The following is a 23,246-nucleotide window of genomic DNA, read 5'->3' as shown; positions in this document are numbered from 1 at the left end:
CGAGTGGGTTTCGACGGCGCATCTTTCCGCCGCATCCGGACCATTTCGTTTGGGTGATCGCTAGCCGCCCACGCTCAGGAACGCCGCATGAGTCCACTCTTCACTCGACAAGGTCTTGCGGTGCTCTCGGCATGCGCGCTGGAGTGCCTCGGCGGGATCTACCTGAGCGAGCAACTCCACGGTGCGCGTCATCAGTGCGCGCGTCCGCTCGTCGTCCACCGCCCATTGGGCGGCAATCACTGACCGCGCCCCGGCCTCCAGCAGCGCCGGGACGAGGCCGTACGGTTCATCGCCTCGGCCAACGCGATAGGCACCACCGTCACAAACGCTCAGGACGACGCAGGACACGCCAGAAAGATCCAGCCGCCTGAGTGCATCGGCGGTGACGGGGCCGGGGTGCTCCAGGTTGGGCGAGAGCAGCAGCTGGTGGTCGAAGAGGGCCGCATCACCAGGGAACGAGCCGTGCGCCGCGATGACTAGGACGTCGCTGGCTGCGCCGGCGTTCGCGAGCGCCTTGTATGTTGCGTCTTCCTGGGGGAACTCCTCGACGTGGAGGCCACGCGACCGCCAGGCCAGCGCGACCGCGGACATCTCGCTCATGGCTCCGGGGAGCTGCGGCAGACCCGCGTAGCCAACCAAGGGGTCTGCGAGAAATCCCAACCTGCCAGTTGACCGTCGGGCGCGTTGTCGCAGTGTTGCCCATACTGATGCGCTAGGAGCCACGGTCACCTTGGCTTCGTCCAGCAGCCAGTGTCCATTGCGGTCGACCAGGGCCATCCACGGGACGAGATGCAAGGACCGCTGCGGGACGAGTACCCAGCGGTCGCAGCCCTCGGCAAGACCTGTTGCGCGCACCGGCGCTAGCAACAAGTCATCGAGCACGGTGAGAAGCTCGTGTGCCTCTGCACCGCGTCCTGAGACACCGGAGACCGCACCGCGCGCGTCGAACAACGCGTCGACAAAGGGACTGACGTCTAGCGGGCTACGGCCGCCGATGACGAACTTGCCGGTCACATCGCCACTCCCCAGCTCAGGCAGCCGCACGAAGACGGCGTCCTCGCGCGTGGCCACAACAACGCCGGGTCGGTAGGCCGGGTGTGACCAGCGGTAGGGCAGCACGTACCGCACCATCAGCTCCCCGGGCGACAGCAGCGCCTGCACGTCGTTAAGGGCGGCCGTTTCCGCGGTGCCGATGAACCCAGCGTCCAGCTGGGCGTAACGGTCCTCCAGTTGGGCGAGAACGTCCGTGGACGCGACCGGCAGCTCGCTCAGTAGACGCATCTCGCGGCGCAGCAGGTCGTCGTGTTCGGGTTGTTCAAAATCGGTGGCGGCGCGCTCCAGGGTTCGACACAGCTCATCGTCAGGAGTCGTTAACAGCCCGTGGAGCCCGTCGAGCAGCGTGCGGGCGGCAGCCGTCTCGGCGAGATTGAAGATCTGCTCCACATCCGGAACCTCGGCGTCGACGAGGTTGCTGAGGTCGGCACCGACGAGCTCATCGAACGATGCTGCACCCGCGAGCCGCCCTAGCCGGCTGCGGAACCGGCCGCGATGGTCCTGGGAACGGTAGAACCGTCCACGCAGTGCAGTTAGCTTGCCCGGGTCGAACGCGTCCCCCACGTCCTGAAGGATTGCTTGGCAGACGATCGCCCATGCGTCGTCTTGGCCGTCCTGCTCGGCGAGGTCGAGCGCCACGCGCAGCCGGTCGACGAGCGTGCCGTCCGGGTTCTCGGTGTCCTTCGTGAGGTCCAGGCCGAGCCTGACGGCAGCCCGAGCGAGACGAGCCGCGATTACGGAGCGGCCCTCGGCGCCGTCTGGGCGATCGAAGACGTCCAGGGGCAGGTACGCGTGCGTAGCCAAGACTATGCGTCCAGCCAGGTCTCGTGGTTCCTCGTCGTAGAGCAGCTCGACACGTTCGAGCCACACGTTCAGGCACTCCACGCTCAAGGACCCGAGGCGTTCCAACTGCATCGACTCAAGAACGTCCCCACCTGTCCACGCGGTCGCAACATCCTTGAGCAGCTGGTGAGCCAGCCGGTCCTTCTCCGGGTCGGGTGACGGCAACGCGTTGAGCGCCCAGTACGAACAGTCCGCCGCGGTGACTCGCGCTTCGGCACTCAAGGTGGGGTAACCGGCACGTTCGGTCACGTCCGCCAGGTTTAGAAGGGCGTCTCGCACGCGGCCGTACTGCTGCGGGTTCTGCGCCGCTGCGTACAGGACCGAGAACCGCAGGAGGGTGGCACTGAGCGACGCCTCGGTGTTGCCGATGAGGTGATACAGGTTCTCCGCGACCAGCGCCCACAGGGTCGCTGTCTGGGGGTCGCCGTGCCCGACCGCGGCTTCGGCGTGCGCCCTGGCATCGTCGGCGTTCGCGCTGGTTGCCAACTGTGGTCGCGCGGCGAGGAGCGCGTCACCGTTGTCACGTGCGAACGCGGCGTACAGCTCTTCGAGGACTGTCATCAGCCGTGACCATTGCCGGGCGCGGCGACGAGTGGTGCGGCGAGCCAGTTGTCGAGTGCCTCCCCTGTGGGCGCCTGGGAGAACATGGCGCAGTGCCACGAGGCCTCCGACTGTCCGAGCGCCACGTGCCGGGCCGGTTCGACGGTGAAGTCGGAGCGGTTGCGGACGCGGGTGACGCCGTTGGTGGGGACCACGATGTCGTTCGGTTCGTCGTCGAAGACGGTGTCAACGAGGCCATCGACACCGCGGACGAGGCGCAGGAGGCGACCCTTTGGTTCGAACTCGACGTCGACGGCGTACTCGGTCGCCCCGAGGCTGCCGAGGAACGGCAGCTCGTTCAGTCGGGGGTTGTCGGGTCGCATCACGGCGAGGCCGGGAAGTTCCTGCACGACACCGGCGAGGAGGGACCGGATGACGGTCAGCAGTCCCGAGAGGGTGTCTGTGACGACGGACCAGGGTCCGTCCGGGACCAGGTTGAGCATGGTGGTGACGCGGTCGAGGTAGGCGCGGATGTGCTCTGGATCAGCGAGCGGGGTGCCGTCGTTGGGGGTGGCGACGTAGACGAGGCTGCGGACGTCCAGCGGCGCGTCACCCTTAGTCATCGCGGCGGCGATGGCGCGCCCGACGAGTCCGCCGCGGCTGTGGGAGATGACGTCGACCGGGATGCGGCGCCCGGTCGGCAGGTGGGTAAGGAGTTCGGTGAGGTTGTCGTCGAGGTCGGCGGACAGAGTGTGGTGGTCGAATGCGAGGACGCGGCCCCCGTAGGCGGTGTGCAGCCGTTGGAAGGTTGCGTCAGGCAGACCTTGGAAGGCGCCGTGGCTCGAGCTGGCCGTTCCGTGCAGGAAGAGCAGGGTGCGTCCTTCGGCAAGCAGGGACCAGTCATGGACGGGGTCGCTGCCGGCGGTTCTGAATCCTGTCGGGGTCATCCACCGCATCCCTTGGGGACGGTTCTTGTCTTCGTAGGCCTTGATGGCTGCCTTGCCGGCGAGGCCGACGGCCTTCTCGAGGATTGGGACCACCAGCACCGTCAGGAGCTTGGAACCGATCTTGGCGACGAGTCCACGGTCGGTGGTCTCGGCGCCACCCGCGCCAACTGCGCCACCCTCAACGTCGGGGAGCGCAGAGTTCTCCGCGACGGTCCGGTCGACGGTGAACGCGATCTGGCCGGGGTGAGCTTCCTCGGTTTCAGGCAGGTGCCACGTTACGACGCCGGCTTCGTCGACCATCATCAAGACCTGCGGCTGGGTGCTGCCAAGGTCCGGTACGCGCAGCACCATTGCTGGGGCGCCGCTGCGGGTGCGGAGCACATCGGTGGGGAACGCGTCCTCTTGGGAGCGCACCTCGACGGCGTGTAGCTGGTAGAAATCCTGCTCCCTCAGGGCAGCCTCGAAGCCTGGGGTGGCGTTCGGTTCGTCCGTGGAGCGTCCGCCGAGGAGGCCGGGCTGTAGTTCAGCGGTGCCGGTGAGACCAGGCGCCTCGAGAGTGACTCCGTCGCCGAGCGGGACAGGCACCGGTTGCAGCGGGACAGCCATCTACTACTCCTTGGGGTCGGTGAGCTCCGGAGCCTCTGGGTCCTGCTTCGGCTCGGTGGTTTCCTGCGGCCTTGCTCGTTTCCTGGGCCGGCGCAGGACGAGGTTCGGGTGGCCGTAGAACGTGTACGCCAACGGCGTCGCGGATGCGGTCGCGTCCGGGTCGGTGAGGAAGCTCGCTCTCATCTGTCGGACCGCCTCGCCCACGCTCACTCCGTCATCGAGCACCTGCTCGTAGAACCGCAGGCTGAGGTCACGGGCCACGTCGTCGTCGACGTTCCACAACGGTGCAAGGAACCCGCGGCAGCCGGACACCAGGAACGCGGCCGCGAGTCCGCCGTACGTGTTCAACACCGTGCTGGCGGTACCAACCTGGCAGGCGTTGAGGAACACGAACGGGCGCGACTCGCGACCGAGCTTGGAGCCCTTGATGACCCACGGGTCGAGGACGCGCTTGTTGCCGAGAACGATGCCGGTGTACTGCTGAGCAGTCAGTCCGACCTTGCCGTGCGCTGCCATGTGCACCACCGCTGGCCGATACGGGACCTCGTCTCGGGTGAGCTGGTCGTCCATGAGGGTGAGCACTTCGCCCTCGTCGATGCCGACCGAGACGGCGTCGTAGATCAGCGTCAGCGCATTGCCCTCGTCGACGGCGTGCACGAGCTTCTCGACGCCCGGGCCCTGGTAGTCACCGATGACGACCGCCATCGTCGTGGCGTCGATGGTCGGCTCGGGAGGTGTGACCGGTCGCGCGGGACCCATCGGTTGCGGCGCCGGCGTTATCCACCGGCCGATCGACCACAACACGCCCAGCTGCCGATGCTCCTCCGAGCCAACATCGGGCAGAAGACTCGACGGAACATGCTGGTCGCCGACAACCCAGGCGAGCTCCCACGGCACGAACGGTTCGCTCGTGATGAACATGAGAGTCGGCACCCGGCCCGGCGACTCCTGCCGCACGCGTACCCACACGTCAGCGAGAACGTGCCAGAACTCCAGCGGGAACACCCCGGACACGTCGAGCCCCAAGCCGCGCACTGCGTTGTCGAGCATGCCGGAACCCTTGAGCGCGGGCAGCTGACCCATCAGCTGGTCAGCGAACGCCTGCGCGTTCGCAGCCGGCAATGCGTTGGTGACCTGGCCATCGGGGCGATCGACGGAATACGGCGTGTGGAACTGCCAGTGAATCTCCGGGCTCCCTTGGCTGGTCAGGATGGTCACGGTGAGGTCGGCGGGTTCACCAGCTGTGCCGATGGCGGTGCCGCCGCCGCTGCCGGTAGCTACCGGCTTCGAAGGAGCAGCATCCGCCGGCGGCTCAAGGGAGGGACCTGGCGCGGTCGGGTGCTGAGCGGGGTGCACGGTCAGGTCACACCAGGCGAAGCCGACAACGCCGCCGCCAATGGAGAACATCACCTCGACGCTCCGATCGACTGGAACTGGCACGTCGTCTGCAACGACGTTGATGGCGACCTTGGCGGTCGTGGGGTTGTCCCGCTCGACGGTGAGCGACAAGCGGATACCGTCGGGAAAATGGAACCCGAACCCATCGGCCTGAACCTCGAAGGTCAGCTCGGGTGCCGCGTTCGCGCGCACAACAGGCTTCGCCCCCGCCGAGGTCGCCTGAGTGGTGAAGCCGACACTGACGGTGAATAACTCTCCCGCTTGAACCTCAGCGGGTCCCGTCGCGCTCGGGAACGCACGGAACCGGGCCCGGTCTTCGGGTTCCCGGTCCGTGCCGGTGTTCCCGTCGCCAACCGGGGCGGGCATCGGGTGGGGGTCAGGTCCGCCGGTAGGCGGCGGGGACATCGGAGCGGGCATGGGCGGTGCGGGTGGGGCGGGCCGCGGTAACCCAGCGCCGGGGGTGTAGCCATATCCGCCAGGGCGCCCACGACTACCTCCACCGCGGTCTGCACCACCGCCTTCCGCGCGGCGGCCGCTACCGCCACCACCTGGCCCGCTGCCGCCCCAGCCGGCGTCACCGTCGACATCGACACCGTCGAGGCCGTCCCAGGGCTGTCCCTCGTCATACTCAAGGTCGTCAGCGCCACCGTCGGCCCCCAAGCCGCCAGCAGTGGCGTCCAGCGGCGAGCCCACAGGTGCCGGTGGTTCGGGCGGCGGGGGCGTGACAGGCACTCCGCGCGTGCCGCCGGCTGCTATCGCCACCCCGAGCACCTGCCGACCCTCGAGCACGACCGTCCCCGGCTCCGCGCTCGCCCAACCATTAGGGGTCGTGAGAACGTCGAGCGTCGGGGCCGCGCGCACACTGCCGAGATTCAGGGCGTGCCGCACGTCGGACAAGTTCTCGTCCCGTTCAAGCGCTCGCCGAACGATTCCTGCCTGAAACTTCAGGAAGCGCGGAGGACGGTGGTCGTGGTCGACGAAAACGACGTGGGCGGCAGGGTCGAGCGCGTTGATTGCCGCTCCGACCACGTCGACGCTCAGGTCGGCGTTGAACACCACCGCCGCGACAATTCCCCCGTTGTCCCCCATGTCCTCATGCTCCGCGGATGAGGTGGTATCGGCAATGGCACTACCGAGTCATGTGCGTGTGACGCCCACGGCTCATCGACGGCACCCCGTCACGTACGCGTTTACCAACTGGGGGCCGCACCAGCAACAAGGTCGGTACCTCGGCGGCTCGGCTGAATTGCCTGGACTTCGTCCGAGCGACTGCATTTCCGGCAAGGCGAATGCGGATCCGCCGATCATCAAAGTCACCGGAGACGATCCCGATCCGGGACGAGGTCGATGTATTTGTCGTCCGCGGTGTGGCCTGCATAGTGACTTGTAGCTGTGACAGATGGTCGCAAGCCCATGGGCTGGAGTCCAAGCAGAGCAGCCCAAGATGACCGTCCAGCCGCGGATAGGCCAGGTTTACTTCCCAAGCTCTTCTCCCACCCTTCAGTGGAACCGGTCTCTGTTTCTTATCTGCTGGATGGTCGACGCCCGAATGGAAGAACTCTCCACACATCCTGATCTATCGCGATGCGCGCGTTGAAAACTGCGTCAATCCGCCGCGATCACTCCTCAGGAGTAGGGCCATCCCTGGTGTCGGGCCCGCCAAAGATCGGTTCTCCTGTGAACTCGGCTGGTCCTCCCGCCATCCGCATGGTCACGGGGTTGGGCTCTGGCAATTCAGCGGGCACGAAGCTCTCGTCGTCGGGGTGGTGGTAGACCCAGAGGCTTGCGGAGCCGATGGTGGTCTGATTGAAGAACTGCTCCATCCTGGCTGTACCGGCTTCTGCGTGGTCAAAGGTGCCGGCGTGCACTTCCTCTACGGGTACATCGTTCTGCGCCAGGAGCATCGGGTCGCTCATGAGTAGGCCGAGTTTCCGCGTGAGCGGGAAGGTGACGCCCCAAGCGGTTCCGAAGCCCACGCCGGACCAAGGCGGGCTATCGCTGTGTGGCACAAGACCAACCGGTGTGTCGCTTGTGACCAATGAGCGTCTGCCGAATCGAATGAGCGTCCATGGGCGCCCAGCGACATAGGGCAGCAGCGCCTCAGAGAGTTCTGCCATCTGCTCGATGTGCGCGATGGCGCCTATCTTGATGGGCGGTCCCTCCGGGCGCGTGGCCTGGTCCCAAATCGATTCCGCTTGCTCCTCTGAGATCGAGATCCCCCTATTGCGTGCCACCCAGTCCCGCACGCTCGCACGCCCGCCGTAGCCAATCTCCATTCGGGCGACTTGCGCGGCGAGGTGTTCCATGTTGCGTCGTTGTTCGGGTCCGCGGACGGTCTGAACAGCAATGAAGTGAGCAAGCGTCCAACGGTCTTCCAGTTCTAGGGGCCAAGTGCCGCTGGAAATACGGGTAAAGACCCGCGAAGCGTCACCTTCAATCGAAGACAACAGTTTCTCGAAGACATCCGGTCCGTCCTCATGGCCAGCCACGGCGTAGAAGTTCGTTTCGCTGGCGGCTTTGCGCACGGACTGCACGAAGCGCTGATCTCCAGGCAGGCGAACGGTCGCGATCCTTTCTCCATTCGCGAACCCACGCAGGTAGAACTGCGGCACGGTGTGGTGTCGCTTGGCCACTGACACTCATGAGCTCCTCGCTGTGAACGGTCCGCGATCCTAGTACCGGGCACTCGCACGCCCCTGGCGATGAGGACGTTCGGGTCGATTCGCGATCTCAGACTTGAGCGGCGCACGTCTGTTCACCGACTCTGGCGCTCGGGCGGCTGTCTGTCCAAGCAAAGGCGCAGAAACCCGCGTCACTCCGCCGCTTGGGCGCGACTTCGGAGCTGCGCCCAGCCGTGGTCAGGCTTTACACAAGTCCTGGAGACGCGCTGCCAGATCCTCCGACACCTGAGCCTTGCTGCCGGTGGCGTAGTCGAAGGTGACGATCAGCGATTCGCCGTCTGCAGCGACCGCACCATGCTGGTGGCTCACAGCCCGGTACCGCATGACGAACCGGTCGTCGCCAACCTCCCCGATCTGCGCGCCCACCGTCACGGTGTCGGGATGAGTCAGCGGGATCCGGAACCGGCAGCTGGCCGAGTGCAGAATTGGTCCGACGCCGTCCGACTGCTCGATCGAGCCCAGGCCGAGCTCCGCGAAGCACTTGATCCGAGCGGTCTCGAAGTAGCGGAAGTAGACGGCGTTGTTCACGTGGCCCATGGCATCCATGTCGCCCCATGCAACGGGAATCTCCACCGTCACAGGGAAGTCGGCGAGCAGCTCGCCGATCCGATCTTCGTCAGTCACCGGCACAGGCTAGCGATGCGCGATGTCCACTCAGCGTCGGCCCTGACGCCTTGCTGAGGCTGATCGCGGACCGCGGCGCGCCCCGCCCCCTTGGGGCGAATCCCGGTCGATTCAAGGGGCCGGCGCGCCAGCTGAGTCTTTCCGCCGCGGTGTTGCCACGGGTGCGCGCCGCGAGCCGCGCGTCCCCGAACGATGCATGTCACGCTGCAGTCGTGTATCGACGTCCCACAGAACCCCACAGACGACTGCAGCTTGCGCCGGTACTGGAGAGTTGGAACGCCCACGACCATCCGGACCAACTCCGTTTGGCTACTTTCCTCGACGAGGTCGAGACCCTTGTCGAACTGGTTCCCGAGGTGGGACATCTGGCCCTCGCCCTGCAAGTCGGGTTGCCCGACACGAAGTCCCTAACTTCGGGGGGCGGGGATCTGGACAACTACCTTTTCCCGATTGCACGCCGCCTTGGAGCCGCGAGGTTCGATGCCGTGTTCGGCGCCAAGACCCACGCGGCCAGCTCGGCGCTGATCGTTGGCCCAGCGGAACGCACGCCCAGTCCTCGAGAACCCGACATGAAGGTCCGAACGACGGCCTCCGCAAGTACCAGGGCCTGGAAAGAACAGGTTCGCGCCGCGTGCGTGGCGGCGGCGCCAGGATCTCGCTAGCTGGCGCAATCAGCATGGATCTCGAGTTTCACGTGAGCTCAGGCCGCAACTGGTCCACTCTCTGGAAACCGGCCGTCGACTCATTGGGCCCGCTGCTGGGCGAGCCGGACCCTCGGCGTCCGTTCATGCCTAACGATGATCGGATCGTCCAGCTGGGTCTGCACCGATCGCTCGACGAATCTCTTGGATGGGACATCCTGGTTAGCATCTGGTGGGATGCCGCCAACAGCTGATGCGCGAAGAGCACCCGCGCCTTTCCGCCGCGTGCCGGGCTTGCTGCTCGGTGATACCGCCCGGACAGCTCAGCTGCGGCTCCTCGGTAGGTAGCCTCGGCGTATGACCAGGCGAGACCTGTACTTGATCGTCGGATGGTCATTAGCCCTGTTCGTGGCCGGGGTGGGATTCCTGCTCATGGCTCGAGCGATCTTCGAGACCTGAGCCCCCGACAGTCGTCGCAGTAAAGCTCGATGCTGAGTGCAAAGCGCAGGTCACGAACGCCGACCCGAGTGCCGGTGCTCTGGCGGTCCTGAGTCATTCCGCCGCTCTCTCGGACGGGCTCACCGCGGGTCCCAGACCACCTCACCACGTCGCTCGGGTGGGTCAACCAGGATGACGGCCTTCTGCCGAAGATGCCATGGAGAACTTCCTGGCTTCCTCACGCCGGACGCAAGCCAGGTTCGTATCGCGTCGGCTGGGTCGTCCTCAGGATCACAGGCAAGTCCGCGCATCATCAAGTCGACCCGACGGCCCACGTGTTCGTTCGACCACCGCGCCATGAGTGCTTTCTGGCGAGGCGATTTCGCCAACTTCAGTTCGTACCGTTGCCGGCCGAGGTCTGAGGGGCCGAAGTCCACGTGCTTCTTGCGCTGATCCTCAGGGAACCGATTTTGTTCGACCGGCAGCGCGAAGAACGACCAGACATCGAGGTCCTTCACTCCGTTGGATCGGTCCAGGTAGTGCAGAGCCGCCCCTTGGGCCAGCACCACCGCTATCAGGCGGCCCTGATACTCCGGTCGGCGAGCGTAGAAACTCTCGTGATCTTCCGCCGCGATCTTCGAGAGCCGAGCAAGATGCCGCTTGTTGAGCGGCACCTTGCTTCTCTTCGAGCGGGTGCTCGTCACAGGCACTCATTGAACCTAGCCAGTCGCGCGGCGCGAGGTCCACTGGCACTCCCTGCCCGGGGACGGCCCCACGACATCCACAGCGTCTTTCCGCCGCGACGATGTCATTTCTAAGCGGTCGTCCCTACAGTTTCCCAGGGTCGAGACCTGAGGACAGCGCGAAGCGTTCGAGATGAGGGCAAGGGGTGGTCATTTCACGGTGACGCAGCGCGCGCGTGACCAAGGGGTCCAATTCCCGCTTGTGGAGATGCGGGCACGAGCTTGGTAGCAACGTTTCTCTCCGCGGGGCCGCGTCACTGTCTGCGAGCGGGACGACGGATCTATGTCGAGCCGGCGCCACCGTGTGTAGCCGCCGGCCTTGTCTGTTCGGAAGTGCACCTGCCACCGGTCCCCGTTTGCCCATGTGGTGTTCCAGGCCAACCGGTACTCGCGTGTCGCGACGCGGTGACGGACCGGTCGCGTCACCTTGGTCACCGGCGCCGGGACTCTGGTGTCGAAGGCCAACACGCCCGCGCGGTCCGACATCGCCGCGACGATGTCCCCGTCGGACGCCGGCGGACCGAGCACGAGCGGTTCGCCGCGGTCGGTCGGCTTCGGGCTGATGACCCGGTGCGTCCGCGTCCACGCGGACTTGCCTGCCGGCAAGTGACGCGTCCTGGCCGGACGCGGCAGCGCATTGTCGAGGTCCTCGTAGGAGATGCTCAGGTTTCCCATCGGGTCGGTCACCAGTGACCATTCGCCCACCGACCGGGTCCCGGGCACCAGCGTCGGATATTCCAGGTGCTGCCCGCTCGGGCGGTCCTCCTGGAAGACCATGACACCGCCGCGCGGCATCGGCTCTCGCCAGGCGACCGTCAGGGTGCCGTCGTCATCGGTTAGCACCACCGGTGAGTGGAACCTCGTCGTCGCGGGCGTTTCCGGGGAAGACCGGGGCAGCTCGCGCAGCAGCGTGAACGCCGGCCGCCCCGCGGCGTCGGTGGACTCGTAGCGGTAGAGCCGGATCGCGTGCCCGGTGTCATCACGCGTGACCAGCCGTTCGCCCAGAGCGGTGGCGGCTAGCTGGGCTGTCCCGGCTGGGCCGACCCTGGTCGGCTCCGACCACGTCGCGCCCGCCGAGTCCACCTTGCGCGAGACCATCAAACTCGGCGCGGAAGGTCCCCAGGACGAGAAGAACACGAGAAGGTCGCCGGCGCGCGTGAAGCCGTGACCGCGTAGGTAGGTGAACTGCTGATCGATGGACGGGGTCCGGTAGGAGGACCACGTCCCGTCGCGCGAGCGTTCATACCACGTCTCCCCGAAGGTCACCAGGACCCGACCACCGGTACCGACCTCGACGGTCGGCGTCGTCTCCCACGACGGCGATACCCGGCCGCGCGCCAGCACGACGGGCTCACGCAGCCGGCGACCCCGCGGCGTGTGCTGGGTTGCCACCAGCCCTTCGCCGGAGTAGTACGCCACCCACGTGGTGCCCTTCGCGTTGCTGCCGGTCGCCAACTTGGACACGCGAGCCGGCACGTTGCGGGGCTTTCCCCAGCCCATGCCCGGTGTCCGCTCACGCAGGACGTGCACCGTCGAGCACTCTTCGCAGGTCGCACGTTGTCGCGCCACTAGCGCCCAACCGTTGCGGCCGGTCGAGACGCGCACACTGGTGTCGCGGTCGTCCTGCTTCAGGATCCGCTGAGCGCCCCACCCGTCCCGTTTGGTCTCCGCGGCCACACCCGGTGTCGTGATGGCTGGCGCGACCGCCAACAACGCGAGAGTGCAAGCAGCAGCAGCAACCTGGGCAATGATCTTCCTGAAAGTCATGTGTCTCCCCCGAGAGCCGACGTCACGGAACTGGCCACCATACGGCACCAGGAAACGCGCTCGCGAGGTCCCGGCGGCAGGGTGTAAGCCCCGCCGACCTGGGGATGTCTTGCCTGAGAACAACATCTGGTTCGCCGTACGCCGAGTCGCTTCCTTCGCGCTCCAGGCGTTCGTGGGCTGTGTCATTCGGCGCCGTCGCACGCCGGCGCCGCTGCTGTCCGTGGACAAACCGCTGCCTCCAGCGGAACTCTCGAGACACGGTCTGTGTGACGTCCTGGGGCGACCAAGGCGTCAGATGGAGAGTGACACCTATGTGACAGGTGTGACCTGCTCGATAACGTCAAGGTTTCCAATCTCAACCACGGGGAGACTTCAGCATGCGAACAAGACGCCTACTCGGCGCGTCACTCACCACCGTGCTCGCGGTCGGCCTGGTCGGCGCAGCCACACCGACCGCCACCGCAGGCGACAACGACAAGGCCGACTGGTCCGGCACGCGCGCACTCCGAATCGCCGGTGACGACGAGGCAGGCAAGACGCTCGTCACCGCCCGCAACCGGTGGGCCCTGCTCGCCCAGGACTACGGCAACGAGATCGAAGAGACCGGCGCAGCGCGGCTCCGCGAGCGCGGCCGCGACGGCGTGTGGCGCAACCCAGAGAACCTGCCCGCCTACGTCAACTGGTTCCGCCACGACACCAACGCGAACGGCTGGACAATCGGCGCCTACGTCAAGGACGGCGCCCTGTTCGGCGTGCTGCACACACCGCGCGGTCGTGTCGCCAGCACGAGCGAGCTCGCGCGCGCGGTCGCCAGCGAGGTGCCGCGCGTGGTCGCGGCCGATCGCCTCAACGGGTTAGGTCTGATCGAGTACGGCGACCGGCTCATCCAGCGCGTGCCCGCCCGCAAGGGCAACACCGACCCCCGCCCGGCGTACTGGACCGACGTGACCGACGCCGACGCCGACGGTGACCCGTCCACCGACCACGACTACTTCCTAGTCAGCGGCGGCGTCCTGGCAGTCAACCCCTCCGCCGACGGACAGAGCCTCGTGCTGCGCAAGCAGGTTCCGACCGCCGACGGCACGGGCACGACCTGGACCGACCCACAGTCCGTCCCGATGCTCTCCGGCATCGACATCGTGCACCGGGCGCCGGGTGTCCAGTCCCTGATCGGGGCGGGCTCCGACGGCGTGACGATGTACGACCTCACGACCCCGGATGTGACCAACCCCGGCGTCTGGACGGTTGGGGAGAAGAGGGTGCTGCACCCGTCGAATGCGACGCCGACGGCGGTCATCGACGGCCGCGGCGACCTCACCGTCTACTGGCGGGAAGACACCGCAGCGGGCGCCGGGACGATCGTGTGGCAGGCCGACCGGCCGCAGGGCAAGTACCTCGAGCGGCCGACGTTCATCGGCGGCACGCGGTCGACCGAGACCAAGGTCACGGTGTCGCCGGCGGGCACCATCACGGTCCTGGCGCAGCCACTCACGGGCCGCTGGTCGCCGTTGAAGGTGAAGCACCTGCCCGCGGGCAAGTCCAGCTGGACGCGCTGGCAGAGCCTGGCGGCCCCGGCGCCGCAGGCATCCACGATCGAGCACAACGCGCTCGGCACCGCGCAGCCCAACGGCGACCTGACCACGATCGTGGGTGACGCGCGCGGCGTCTACGCGTTCATGTTTGACGCACCGAGGCAGGTTTCGAAGATGACACGGCCGGTGAACCGGACGCAGAAGGTCCGCACCTACACGATCGCGTGGAACACGACCTGGGCGTACGCGAGCGATTGGCAGGTTCGGGCGCGGGTCGACAAGGGCAAGCGGTACGGCGCATGGCGCAACGTCGCCGTGCCGGAGGGACAGCGGTTCAAGGACGTGACCAGGCCGCGCGGCGAGAAGCGATGCTACGCGGCCCGTGGGCTCACCCCTGACGGCTGGACAGTTTGGTCGAACCAGAGGTGCGTGACCGTGCGGCGCTGACACTCCCCGTGAGGCGTCGCGCGTAACGGCAGGCGGCCCGGTCCCTCCCTGTCGAGGGCTGCCGGGCCGTCGTGCGTCCGGGTGAGTCTGGTGAGGCGCTGGCGTCACTTGCGGCGGCTACCAGATCTGCCGCTCCGAGTGCGTTTTGACGGCGCGTCTTTCCGCCGCGTTGAGGCGCGCGACGAACGTCCGCAACGGCCGGGCCCGCGGTCTCCATGGTCGGCTCCTTGTCGGAGTGCCACCCATGCTCGTCAAGCTCGAGAACGACGGGATCGCTGTCCGCGACCTGGAAGCGATCGCCTTCGTCGCCGACCCTCGGGCTCACATCCTTCGACCGTGACGCGGCAGTGGAGTGTGGACCGGCACTCGGTCGACGACATCGACGAGGTCCTCGAAATTGCCGCGAAACGCGGCTGCCACCCGATGCGCGGCGTGGCGACCTATCGGGACGTGTCCAAGCCCACCTGTGTTCGCGGCCGGCGGCATCTTGGTGCTACTCGCCGAGGAGCTGACGACGAGCCAACGCTCGCGAACACGGGCACCGACGCGGGCGCTCGGTGTGCGACACGGCTTGAGATCCCGCAGCACGCGCGTGGTTCCGGGACGTCGGGCCCGGAGCTGACCGCGTGACAAGGTCGGCAGGCCGGGCGGATAGTTGTGCGTGGCCTCCTCGACGCGTTACGCCGACAGCGACGGGGTCAGCATCGCCTATCAGGTCCACGGCGACGGGCCGGTCGACCTGGTGTTCGTCGCCGGCTTCGTCTTCCACGTCGAGGCCGTGTGGGAGCACCCACGGGTGGCGCGAATGCTCAACCGGCTGGCCTCGTTCTCGCGGCTGATCCTGTTCGACAAGCGGGGACAGGGCCTCTCCGACCGCCCTGGGCGCCCACCGACGCTCGAGGAGTCGATGGCGGATGTGCGCTCGGTCATCGACGACGTCGGCAGCGATCAGGTAGCGCTGTTCGGCGTCGACATGGGAGGACCCATGTCGACTCTGTTCGCCGCCGCCCACCCTGAGCGGGTGTCGGCCCTGATCCTCTACGGCACATACGCACGGCTTTTGCGCGCGCCGGACTTCCCGCACGCCCTGCCCGAGCAGGTGTTCGACCGGTGGGGCGACCGGGTCCGGGCGGGGTGGGGCGGTGCGGTGGGGATCGACCAATGGGCGCCGAGCGCCCGTGACGACGTCGCCTTCGCCGACTGGTGGGCACGGATGCTCCGCCAGGGGATCGGCCCGCGCGGCGCGATCGAGCTGCTCGACCTCTACCGGGAGATCGACGTACGCGCGATCCTGCCCTCGATTCACGTCCCCACGCTCGTCCTCCACCGTCGCGGCGACCTGATGATCCGCGCCGACCAGGGACGCTACCTCGCCGAGCGCATCCCCGGTGCCCGCTATGTGGAACTCCCCGGTCAGGACCACATGCTGATGGCCGGCGACTACGACGCCGTACTCGACGAGATCGAGGAGATGCTCGTCGGCGGTCACGGGACCAGGGACGCCGATCGGGTGCTGGCGACCGTGCTCTTCACCGACATCGTCGACTCGACCAGGAGCCGGGCCGAGATGGGCGACCGTCGGTACGGCGACGTGGTCGAGAGTCATGACCGCGAGATCCGCCGTCTGCTCGGCGTCCACCAGGGGCGCGAGGTCAAGACGCTCGGGGACGGCTTTCTGGTGACGTTCGACGGTCCCGCCCGCGCGATGCGATGCGCCCTTGCCGCCACTGCCGCGGTGCGACGGCTGGGCATCCAGATCCGCGCCGGCGTGCATACCGGGGAGCTGGCCGTGCACGACGGCGACGTTGCCGGCATGGCGGTCAACATCGGCGCTCGCATCAGTGCTCTCGCTGGTCCGGGCGAGGTGCTTGCGTCGAGCACGGTCAAGGAGCTGGTCGTGGGCTCGGGGCTGCGGTTCGACGACCGCGGCAGCCACCACCTGAAGGGAGTCCCCGGCCGGTGGCGGCTCTTCGCGGTCCACCAGTAGCCGTCTGGGCTGTCGAGCACCTCGTAGAGGGTGCTCCCCAGGAATGCTCGACAGCCCGGCCGCCCTGTGGGGTAGGTGCGTCACTTCGCCGCGTCCGACCTTCGGTCAAACACGTTGGGTCCGTCGGGCTGCTTCACCCCACGAGGCCGTAACGCTTGAGTGTTCCGATCATGTGTTTGCCGTCGGTGACCATCGGGTCCGACTCGCCCAAACGCAGACCCCCGCGAAGCCGAGGAGCCTCACGACGTCGGCGTAGACGCCCCGGCGGGCGGCCGCGAGCTCGTCGAGCTAATCGCGGGTGGGGAATGGCCCCGCGCGGCGGACGTGTCCGGCGGCTGGAGCACGGACCGACGCCGCAGCGTACGTCGTTCCGCAGCCCAGAATGATGCAGCCGGCAACGTCGGGCACAGAGGATGCCGCTCGATCCACCTGCTACCGCTTCGAGCACCGACCGAGTCCGGTGTGTGACTAGGGTGTGGTGGTGGACCCACAGATTGAGTCCGCCCTGAGGTTGTCGAACCTTCGTGACGTGCCACCGGAGGTCCTTGGGTCCATCTTGAGCACCGCCATTGAAGTGAGGCTTCCTGCGGGCTCGGTGAGCACACGAGAGGGCGAGCGCGCGCGCCACGTCGAGCTGGTGATCACGGGCGCCTTGCGACTGTTCGTCGTCGCGTCCGATGGCCGCACCATGACGGTCCGGTACTGCCGCGCCGGCGCGATCATCGGAGCGGTCTCTCTGTTCGCGCCTGAATATGCGACGCCGGTCACCACCCAGGCGTTGGTGGACTCACGGCTGCTGAAGATGCCCGCCGCGGCGGTGACACGGGCGGCCTCTCGAGACGTGCGCGTCGCGGGTGCCTTCCTTAGCGAACTCGGAGAACGGGTGATGAGCTTCATCTACGAGATCCCCGGCAACGCGTTCGCCACGGTCAGGCAGCGCGTCGCCCGGCATCTGCTCGACCTGTCCCTTGGACTGGAAGTCGGCCGGCTGCCCGACCTTCAGCGGCCAGGCGAGCTGGCCGTGAGCCAGAGCCAGCAGGACCTGGCAGACGCGGTAGGAACGGCCCGTGAGGTGGTCGTCCGGGTTCTTCGGGAACTGCGAGAGGAAGGCGTCATCCGGACGGGACGGAATCGGATCGTCATCGCCGATCCCGTCCGTCTTGCTCGCGAGGCCGAATGGAACAGAAGTTCCTGACGGGAGGGGCCAGAGGGAGCGAGTGTTGACACACCCCAAGCAGGCCTGAGTCCAAGGAGGGCACCATGACCGCAGAAGCAGCCGAACTCGTTCGCAAGGCCTACGACGCGCTGGCCCATGGGGATGTGCAGCCGATCCTCGGGCTGCTGGATGACGAGGTCGAATGGCACGAGGCCGAGCACGTGGCCTACTGGCCCGGAGGTCCTTTCACCGGCCCTCAAGCGGTGTTGAAGGGCGTCTTCTCACGGATCGGGGACGACTTCGAGGGCTTTCTCGTCGACGTGGAGCGCATCAGCGAGCTCGGAGAGACCCTCTTGGTGGAGGGTCGTTACCGGGCGACTGCGAAGTCGACCGGGAAGCCCCTGGACGCGCAGGTGGCCCACGTGTGGGACTTCCGCGACGGCAAGGCCATTCGTTGGCAGCAATACACCGACACCTGGCAGTTCGCGGATGTGACGCATGGCGAGCCCGAGGCCTGAGCGCTGCACGTGGCGTTACGCTCCGGGAATCCCGAGGGCTGGTTTCGCGAACGACAGGTCCGCGTCGACACGGCGCCCGATCACCCGGCCTTCTATGGTCTGTCGTCCGTCGGCCATGCGTCACCCAGTGCCGCAGGGCAGCAGCGGATTGGGTGGCCTTGGCCGGCAACCACGTGACAGTCGAAGCGAGCCGCGGCCCGGTGGTTGCGGTGTGCCACCGCCTAGGCCAACGCGCCTTGTCGTGCGTCGTACCGCCGCGAGTTGGTCGCGCTGGAGTGGCGTCCAGCCAACGTCCCGGTCGGGCCGAACGACGCGGCAGCGCACCGCGTCCGGCTGACTAGGCTTCGGCCCAGATGCCGATGCCGCGCCCCGCTGGCCCACGTCCCACGCCCCAGGCGAGGCCCATTGCGTTCAGCGCGCGGATGCTGGAGTCACGGGAGTTCGGCCGGAGCACGTGTGCGGGTGGGATCGGGCCGTCGTCCTGCACGGTGACGCGGGTCGTCTCGGACGTCGGCAGGTCCACCATCACCGACAGGGCGCCGCGTTGGTTACGGATCGCGTAGTTGACGAGTTGGCTGGTCGCGTCGAGCAGCGTGACGTTTGTGGTCCTGCCGAATGCCTGCAGGCAGTCGGCCACGTATTCGCGCGCCACAGTGGGCCTGTCCTGGGCGTCGCCGAGGTGCAGTCGTTCCCAAAGCAGTCGAGTCATCTGTCCCCCTTGCGCACCGTTTCGTCGGGGCCGATACCCACGACCAGGGCTCGTAATCATCATTCAGCGTCCAGCGGGCTCAGTGGAGGGTTGGGAGCCGTGGGTTCCCTGTTGGTACCGGTTTCGGCATGATTGGGGTGATACGTCATGCGTCAGCCGTGCCGCTGCGGTGACGACGGGTTCGGCTCCGCTCGTGGAGGCCTTGGAAGGGCGTTCGTGATGAGGTTCGACCGCTGGTCAGTTCTTCTGGTTGCCGTTGGGGTCCTCGACGTCACGCTCACCGTGATGCTGGCGATGGACGAGTTCGCCGGCCTCAGGCATGGCCGGTGGTGGAGCGCTCCGGTTCTGCTGGCGATCTCCGGCGCCGGCACGGGTGTCGTGCTCATCGCCGGCGTCATGCTCGTCGGGCGTTGGCTCAGCCTCTCCAATCATGAGCTGCAGCGGCGAGGCGAGGAGCTGGACGCCACGGCACGCACCACCGAGGACTGGTTGTGGGAGAGCGACACCAACGGTGTCATCACGTACTCGAGCCCCGGCGTCGAAGCCTTGCTCGGCTACTCACCCAGCGAACTCGTGGGTCGCCAGTCGATGGACCTGCTGGTCGATGAGGACGCGCGCCAACTGGCGGCGGGCGGGCTCGGCGCGGCTGCGGGCGTGGCGAGGGACGACGCGGCACCGTGGGGCCGACTCGAACTGCGGTGGCGCCACCGCGACGGCCATGCGGTGTGGCTGTCCGGTGCCGGGGTGCCGATGCGCGACAGGCGTGGACGCGTCTTTGGATTCCGCGGCACTAGACGCCGCGTGGACACTTCTTCGGCAGGGCACGACGGCGCGCTGAGGGCACGCGGCCGGGTGTTGGATCTGCTGTCCCACGGACGGGTCAGGGTGGCCCTCCAGCCGATCATTGACCTTGAGTCCCGCCGGATGGTCGGCGCCGAAGGACTGGCGCGCTTCGGCGACGGTCGGGGTCCGCGACTTTGGTTTCAAGACGCCGAGGCCGCCGGGCTGACCCGCGAGCTCGACGAACTGACTTTCTTCGCCGCGGTGGACGTGCTGCGCACGATGCGCGGGACCGGCTACCTCTCGGTCAACGCGAGCCCCGCGCTACTCCTCGACGCAACATTTCGCGCCCGTCTGCTCCGCACCCGGGTCGACCTGACTCGGCTGGTGATCGAACTGACCGAACACGACCGGGTCGCGGACTACGCGGAATTGAACACCGCTCTGACCCAACTACGAACAAGAGGAGTGCGGTTCGCCATTGATGACACCGGAGCGGGGTACTCGTCGCTGAACCACGTCTTGAACCTGCGTCCCGACATCATCAAGCTCGACCGAGATCTCATCGTGGACCTCGAGTCCGATCGGGCGCGCAGAGCCCTGGTCACGGCGCTGGTCCTCGTCGCACTCGAAACCGGGTCCGTCGTCCTCGGCGAAGGCACCGAGACAGCCGCTCAGCTCGACCTCCTCAGCACCCTCGGGGTGGACCAGGCCCAGGGCTATGCAATCGCGCACCCCTCGATCAACCCAGCCGAATGGCATGACTGGCTGAACCGACGCTGGTTACCCGACCCGGCGCCCGCAGTCGGGCAACTCGAAACGCGACCCACCCCCGCAGACACCTGAATCGGCGTCGGCCAGTCCTTGGATGCGGAGTCACGGCTCGACCAGGCATGGTCCTGAATCCTTGGCAGAGAGCCGCGGACGCTGCCCCTCAGTCAGTGCGTGTAACCGCCGCGAGCCGGAGCAAGGATCAGCCGCTGAACTACGGGTGCCGACCGGCCGGTGCAGCGCAGTCTCATCCCTTGTGGGATTTGCTTCTTCAGTTGGCGACGTCACCACCATTTCGAGACTTACGAGAACGCTGCACCCGTTCCCAGAAACCAGGACAGAGCCGCGACCGTCTGCCTAACGTGAGTAGATCGTGCATTGGCAGTCAATAGACCCATCGGGGGGAGCCATGAACACCAAGACCAAGTTGAGCGCCGCCGTTCTCGCCATCACCGCCACGACCACACTCTCCATCAGCGGACCGGCCGAGGCGGACCACCAGGGCCAGGACCGTACGTACCCGTCGTGCAAGTCCCTCAACAGGGACTTCAAGCATGGCGTTGGTCGGCGTGGCGCAGTCGATAAGACGTCGTCAGAGCGCGTCACCAACTTCACGCGCAATACCAGGGTCTACCTCCTGAACGATGGTCCACGTACGCCTGGCGCGGCTATGGGCCAGGGTCAGTACGACCTTGACCGCGACAACGACGGCATCGCTTGCGAGAAGCTCTGACCCTGGTACCGCCAGCCAACCGCCGCACAGGACCGTGACACGTCTGGGACGACCACCGGCCATGGCCGGCGTCGCGGTCGGTGACGGGTCGCTTCGCGTGGAGCCGCCGACCGAGATGGTTCTAACTGACTATCAAGATCGACCGTCTGTTCAGAGCTCGGCGTATCCCCGCGTCGATCGCTAAGGCGGCGGTCAAAGCTGCCTATGGTCTCGTCGACCTGACAACCACTCTGCACTTCGGGGGAACCATGACGCGCTCGCGCGCCCTCTTTGCCATGCCCATCCTTGCCCTGTTCGCGGGCATCCTCAGCGTCCTGACGATGGCGCCGGCCCAGGCCTACGACCGGGACTGCGGCGACTTCGCTACCCAGCGCGCCGCCCAGATCTTCTTTCTGAACAACGGCGGCCCCAGCAGCGACCCGCACGGCCTCGACGCCGAGGGCGACGGGATCGCCTGCGAGTCCAACCCATGCCCCTGCCTGTACAAGAGGTCGACCGGCGGCGGAGGCCAGCCCAGCACCGACCCGAAGTCCGGGAGCGGCGGCGGCTCGACCCTGACCCAGTCGGCCATCGTGATCAAGGTGACCGACGGCGACACCATCAAGGTCCGCCTCGCGACCGGCGGCACGCCCGACGTCCGACTGATCGGCATCGACACCCCCGAGGTCTACGGCGGCACCGAGTGCGGCGGCCCCGAGGCGTCGGCGAGTCTGAAGAGGATCCTGCCCATCGGCACCAAGGTCGTCATGTACTCCGACCCGACGCAGGACCTCAAGGACCGGTACGGGCGTCTGCTGCGCTACGTGCACAAGAAGTCGACCGGGAAGGACGTGAACCGTCAGCAGGTCTACTTCGGCCACGCCACGGTCTACGTCTACAACAACAACCCCTTCAAGCGGACCAGCGGCTACAAGAAGGCCGCCACCATGGCCAAGGGCGCCCACCGCGGCATCTGGGGCACGTGCTGAGCGAGAACGTGCACGAATCCACGGACGCGTAAGCGCACCGTCGGGTTCAATTGATCCCGGACGGCCGCTGGTGACCCGAGACGCCAGCGGCCGTCCACTTTTCGTGAGAGAACCCCCGGGGGAGGGCACATGACAAAGTCCGGCGGAGCCGTCAGTACCGGAGCGGCGACCCGACTCGTCTACGTGATCGGACTGCTGAAGTGGATCGCACTAGCCGTCATCGCGGTCGGCGTCCTCGGCGCGACAGCACTCAGCCTGGCGGGCCAGAACCCCTTCGGAGACGCGATCTCCCTAATCATCAGCGTCTACGGCGTGGTCGCAGCAATCTCCGTCTACGTCACCATGGGCTGGCTGCAACAGACACTCCTGATGCTCATCGGCATCGCGAAGAACACCGCGAAGGAAGACATCCTCAGTCGCTTCTAGGCAGGAGCTGAACCAGGGCACATGTTCCGTGCCCTCCGAGAGCCGACCGAGAGTCAGCAGCGCCTGGGGTTCCCGCGCATTCGCGATCCGTGCGGCTGCGTCAATCCGCCGCGAGCGAGGACGTCCCAAGGTAATGACTACGGACGGGGCGGAGTCGGCCCAGTGAGTGTGTCAGCTCGATCGTTGGCGAGCTTTTCCACGGCCTTCTATATTCCTTGACGGGCTCTGCGAGGTTGATGACTGAGGCGAGGCTCTCAAGCAGAGTGTCTGCGTGTCCGAGTGTTTGGCTGAGCCTCTTGAGGGCCCACTTCATCCAACGCGGCCGCCGAGGCGGCAGCGCCGGATCCAGCACGACGGCATGCGCCACCCCCGGGAGCGGGTTGGGCATCGGAGAGGCAGTCAAGGCGCCGACGTCGTAGCCCTCCTCAAACGCCAGCAGAAGCCCTGTTCGTGACTCCCGCCAGGCTGCGACACTGAAGCGGAGTTGCCCGCCCACGAGTCCGGCGTCCGGAAGCCGGCCATCGCCGGGTCGGGGAGACCTCACGGCTTCGATGAGATCCGGAACGAGTGTCCGAACCTCCTCCCATGCCTCACCCATCGCAGGAATCACTTGGTCTCGATCGGACCGATCCGGCGCAAACAGAGGACCCCGCATCCAGGTCACGGTGTTGAGGTCGTCACACACCCTATAGACGAACGAGGCCAGCACCTCCCGGTCTGGGCTGTCGTCGTCGAACTGAGAAGTCGTCATTGGCACTCCTGCACGGAAAAGCCGGTCTAGCTCGCATAGACGTTGATGGTGCCTCGGCAGCTGTTCCGTCGCCACCCTGAAGTGGCCAGGGGCTGATGTTCGAGTGCACAGGCCAAAGTGATGCTGCCGCTTGGCGCGGAACACCCGAAGGCACGGCGATCCGAGTTTGTGTCGTCAGCCATGACGA

17 protein-coding genes are annotated in these 23,246 nt (G+C 66.8%); 8 read left to right on the top strand and 9 right to left on the bottom strand.

The features are described 5' to 3' along the window. Positions 1–60: 60 nt before the first annotated feature. The 7 genes from ETU37_RS02250 to ETU37_RS02220 all read right to left on the bottom strand — a co-directional run bounded on the left by ETU37_RS02250 (position 61) and on the right by ETU37_RS02220 (position 12,281). The gene (locus ETU37_RS02250) at positions 61–2,457 is read right to left on the bottom strand and encodes a CHAT domain-containing protein (RefSeq protein ID WP_129985253.1); all 2,397 of its coding nucleotides are present in this window, start codon (positions 2,455–2,457) and stop codon (positions 61–63) included. After that, positions 2,457–3,989, bottom strand: coding sequence for an esterase/lipase family protein (locus ETU37_RS02245; protein ID WP_129985252.1), 1,533 nt, complete (start codon positions 3,987–3,989; stop codon positions 2,457–2,459). Before ETU37_RS02245 ends, ETU37_RS02250 begins: the two co-directional genes overlap by 1 nt. A 3-nt stretch (positions 3,990–3,992) precedes the next feature. Further along, positions 3,993–6,476 (bottom strand): CHAT domain-containing protein, encoded by a 2,484-nt coding sequence (locus ETU37_RS02240; RefSeq protein WP_129985251.1) that lies wholly within the window; start codon positions 6,474–6,476, stop codon positions 3,993–3,995. Between the two features lie 530 nt (positions 6,477–7,006). Next, a complete protein-coding gene (locus ETU37_RS02235; protein ID WP_129985250.1) occupies positions 7,007–8,026 on the bottom strand; it encodes a DUF4238 domain-containing protein in 1,020 nt (339 codons plus the stop codon). Between the two features lie 219 nt (positions 8,027–8,245). Beyond that, complete coding sequence (locus tag ETU37_RS02230; protein ID WP_206053649.1) at positions 8,246–8,692, bottom strand: acyl-CoA thioesterase; 447 nt, start codon at positions 8,690–8,692, stop codon at positions 8,246–8,248. A 1,219-nt stretch (positions 8,693–9,911) separates the two neighbouring features. After that, a complete protein-coding gene (locus ETU37_RS02225) occupies positions 9,912–10,475 on the bottom strand; it encodes a hypothetical protein (protein ID WP_129985249.1) in 564 nt (187 codons plus the stop codon). Positions 10,476–10,664: 189 nt separating this feature from the next. After that, positions 10,665–12,281 carry a hypothetical protein gene (locus ETU37_RS02220; RefSeq protein ID WP_129985248.1) on the bottom strand — a complete coding sequence of 539 codons (1,617 nt, stop codon included), beginning with the start codon at positions 12,279–12,281 and terminating at the stop codon, positions 10,665–10,667. Between the two features lie 377 nt (positions 12,282–12,658). On the opposite strand from ETU37_RS02220, the gene ETU37_RS02215 reads away from it, so the two are divergent. From ETU37_RS02215 to ETU37_RS02195, 4 genes are all read left to right on the top strand, one after another. Beyond that, a complete protein-coding gene (locus ETU37_RS02215; protein WP_129985247.1) occupies positions 12,659–14,260 on the top strand; it encodes a hypothetical protein in 1,602 nt (533 codons plus the stop codon). Between the two features lie 661 nt (positions 14,261–14,921). Next, a complete protein-coding gene (locus ETU37_RS02205; protein ID WP_129985246.1) occupies positions 14,922–16,247 on the top strand; it encodes an adenylate/guanylate cyclase domain-containing protein in 1,326 nt (441 codons plus the stop codon). A gap of 556 nt (positions 16,248–16,803) precedes the next feature. Continuing rightward, a complete protein-coding gene (locus ETU37_RS02200) occupies positions 16,804–17,442 on the top strand; it encodes a Crp/Fnr family transcriptional regulator (RefSeq protein ID WP_165372369.1) in 639 nt (212 codons plus the stop codon). A gap of 65 nt (positions 17,443–17,507) precedes the next feature. Next, positions 17,508–17,921, top strand: coding sequence for a nuclear transport factor 2 family protein (locus ETU37_RS02195; RefSeq protein WP_129985244.1), 414 nt, complete (start codon positions 17,508–17,510; stop codon positions 17,919–17,921). Positions 17,922–18,258: 337 nt separating this feature from the next. Here ETU37_RS02195 and ETU37_RS02190 read toward each other — a convergent pair whose 3' ends face one another. Continuing rightward, the gene (locus ETU37_RS02190; protein WP_129985243.1) at positions 18,259–18,630 is read right to left on the bottom strand and encodes a hypothetical protein; all 372 of its coding nucleotides are present in this window, start codon (positions 18,628–18,630) and stop codon (positions 18,259–18,261) included. 219 nt (positions 18,631–18,849) lie between these two features. On the opposite strand from ETU37_RS02190, the gene ETU37_RS02185 reads away from it, so the two are divergent. The 4 genes from ETU37_RS02185 (at position 18,850) to ETU37_RS02170 (ending at position 22,308) form a co-directional block, all read left to right on the top strand. Further along, positions 18,850–20,256: a sensor domain-containing phosphodiesterase gene (locus ETU37_RS02185; protein WP_165372368.1), complete on the top strand. Its 1,407-nt coding sequence runs from the start codon at positions 18,850–18,852 to the stop codon at positions 20,254–20,256. A gap of 334 nt (positions 20,257–20,590) precedes the next feature. Continuing rightward, positions 20,591–20,914 carry an excalibur calcium-binding domain-containing protein gene (locus ETU37_RS02180; protein ID WP_129985241.1) on the top strand — a complete coding sequence of 108 codons (324 nt, stop codon included), beginning with the start codon at positions 20,591–20,593 and terminating at the stop codon, positions 20,912–20,914. Between the two features lie 275 nt (positions 20,915–21,189). After that, positions 21,190–21,882, top strand: coding sequence for a thermonuclease family protein (locus ETU37_RS02175; RefSeq protein WP_165372367.1), 693 nt, complete (start codon positions 21,190–21,192; stop codon positions 21,880–21,882). Positions 21,883–22,011: 129 nt separating this feature from the next. Beyond that, positions 22,012–22,308, top strand: a complete 297-nt coding sequence (locus ETU37_RS02170) for a hypothetical protein (RefSeq protein ID WP_129985239.1) — start codon at positions 22,012–22,014, stop codon at positions 22,306–22,308. 100 nt (positions 22,309–22,408) lie between these two features. Here ETU37_RS02170 and ETU37_RS02165 read toward each other — a convergent pair whose 3' ends face one another. Continuing rightward, positions 22,409–23,059 carry a hypothetical protein gene (locus ETU37_RS02165; protein ID WP_129985238.1) on the bottom strand — a complete coding sequence of 217 codons (651 nt, stop codon included), beginning with the start codon at positions 23,057–23,059 and terminating at the stop codon, positions 22,409–22,411. Between the last annotated feature and the right edge of the window lie 187 nt (positions 23,060–23,246).

It is taken from the genome of Nocardioides iriomotensis (assembly GCF_004168035.1).
Taxonomy (GTDB): domain Bacteria; phylum Actinomycetota; class Actinomycetes; order Propionibacteriales; family Nocardioidaceae; genus Nocardioides_B; species Nocardioides_B iriomotensis.
This window is presented reverse-complemented; position numbering and strand designations above follow the sequence as displayed.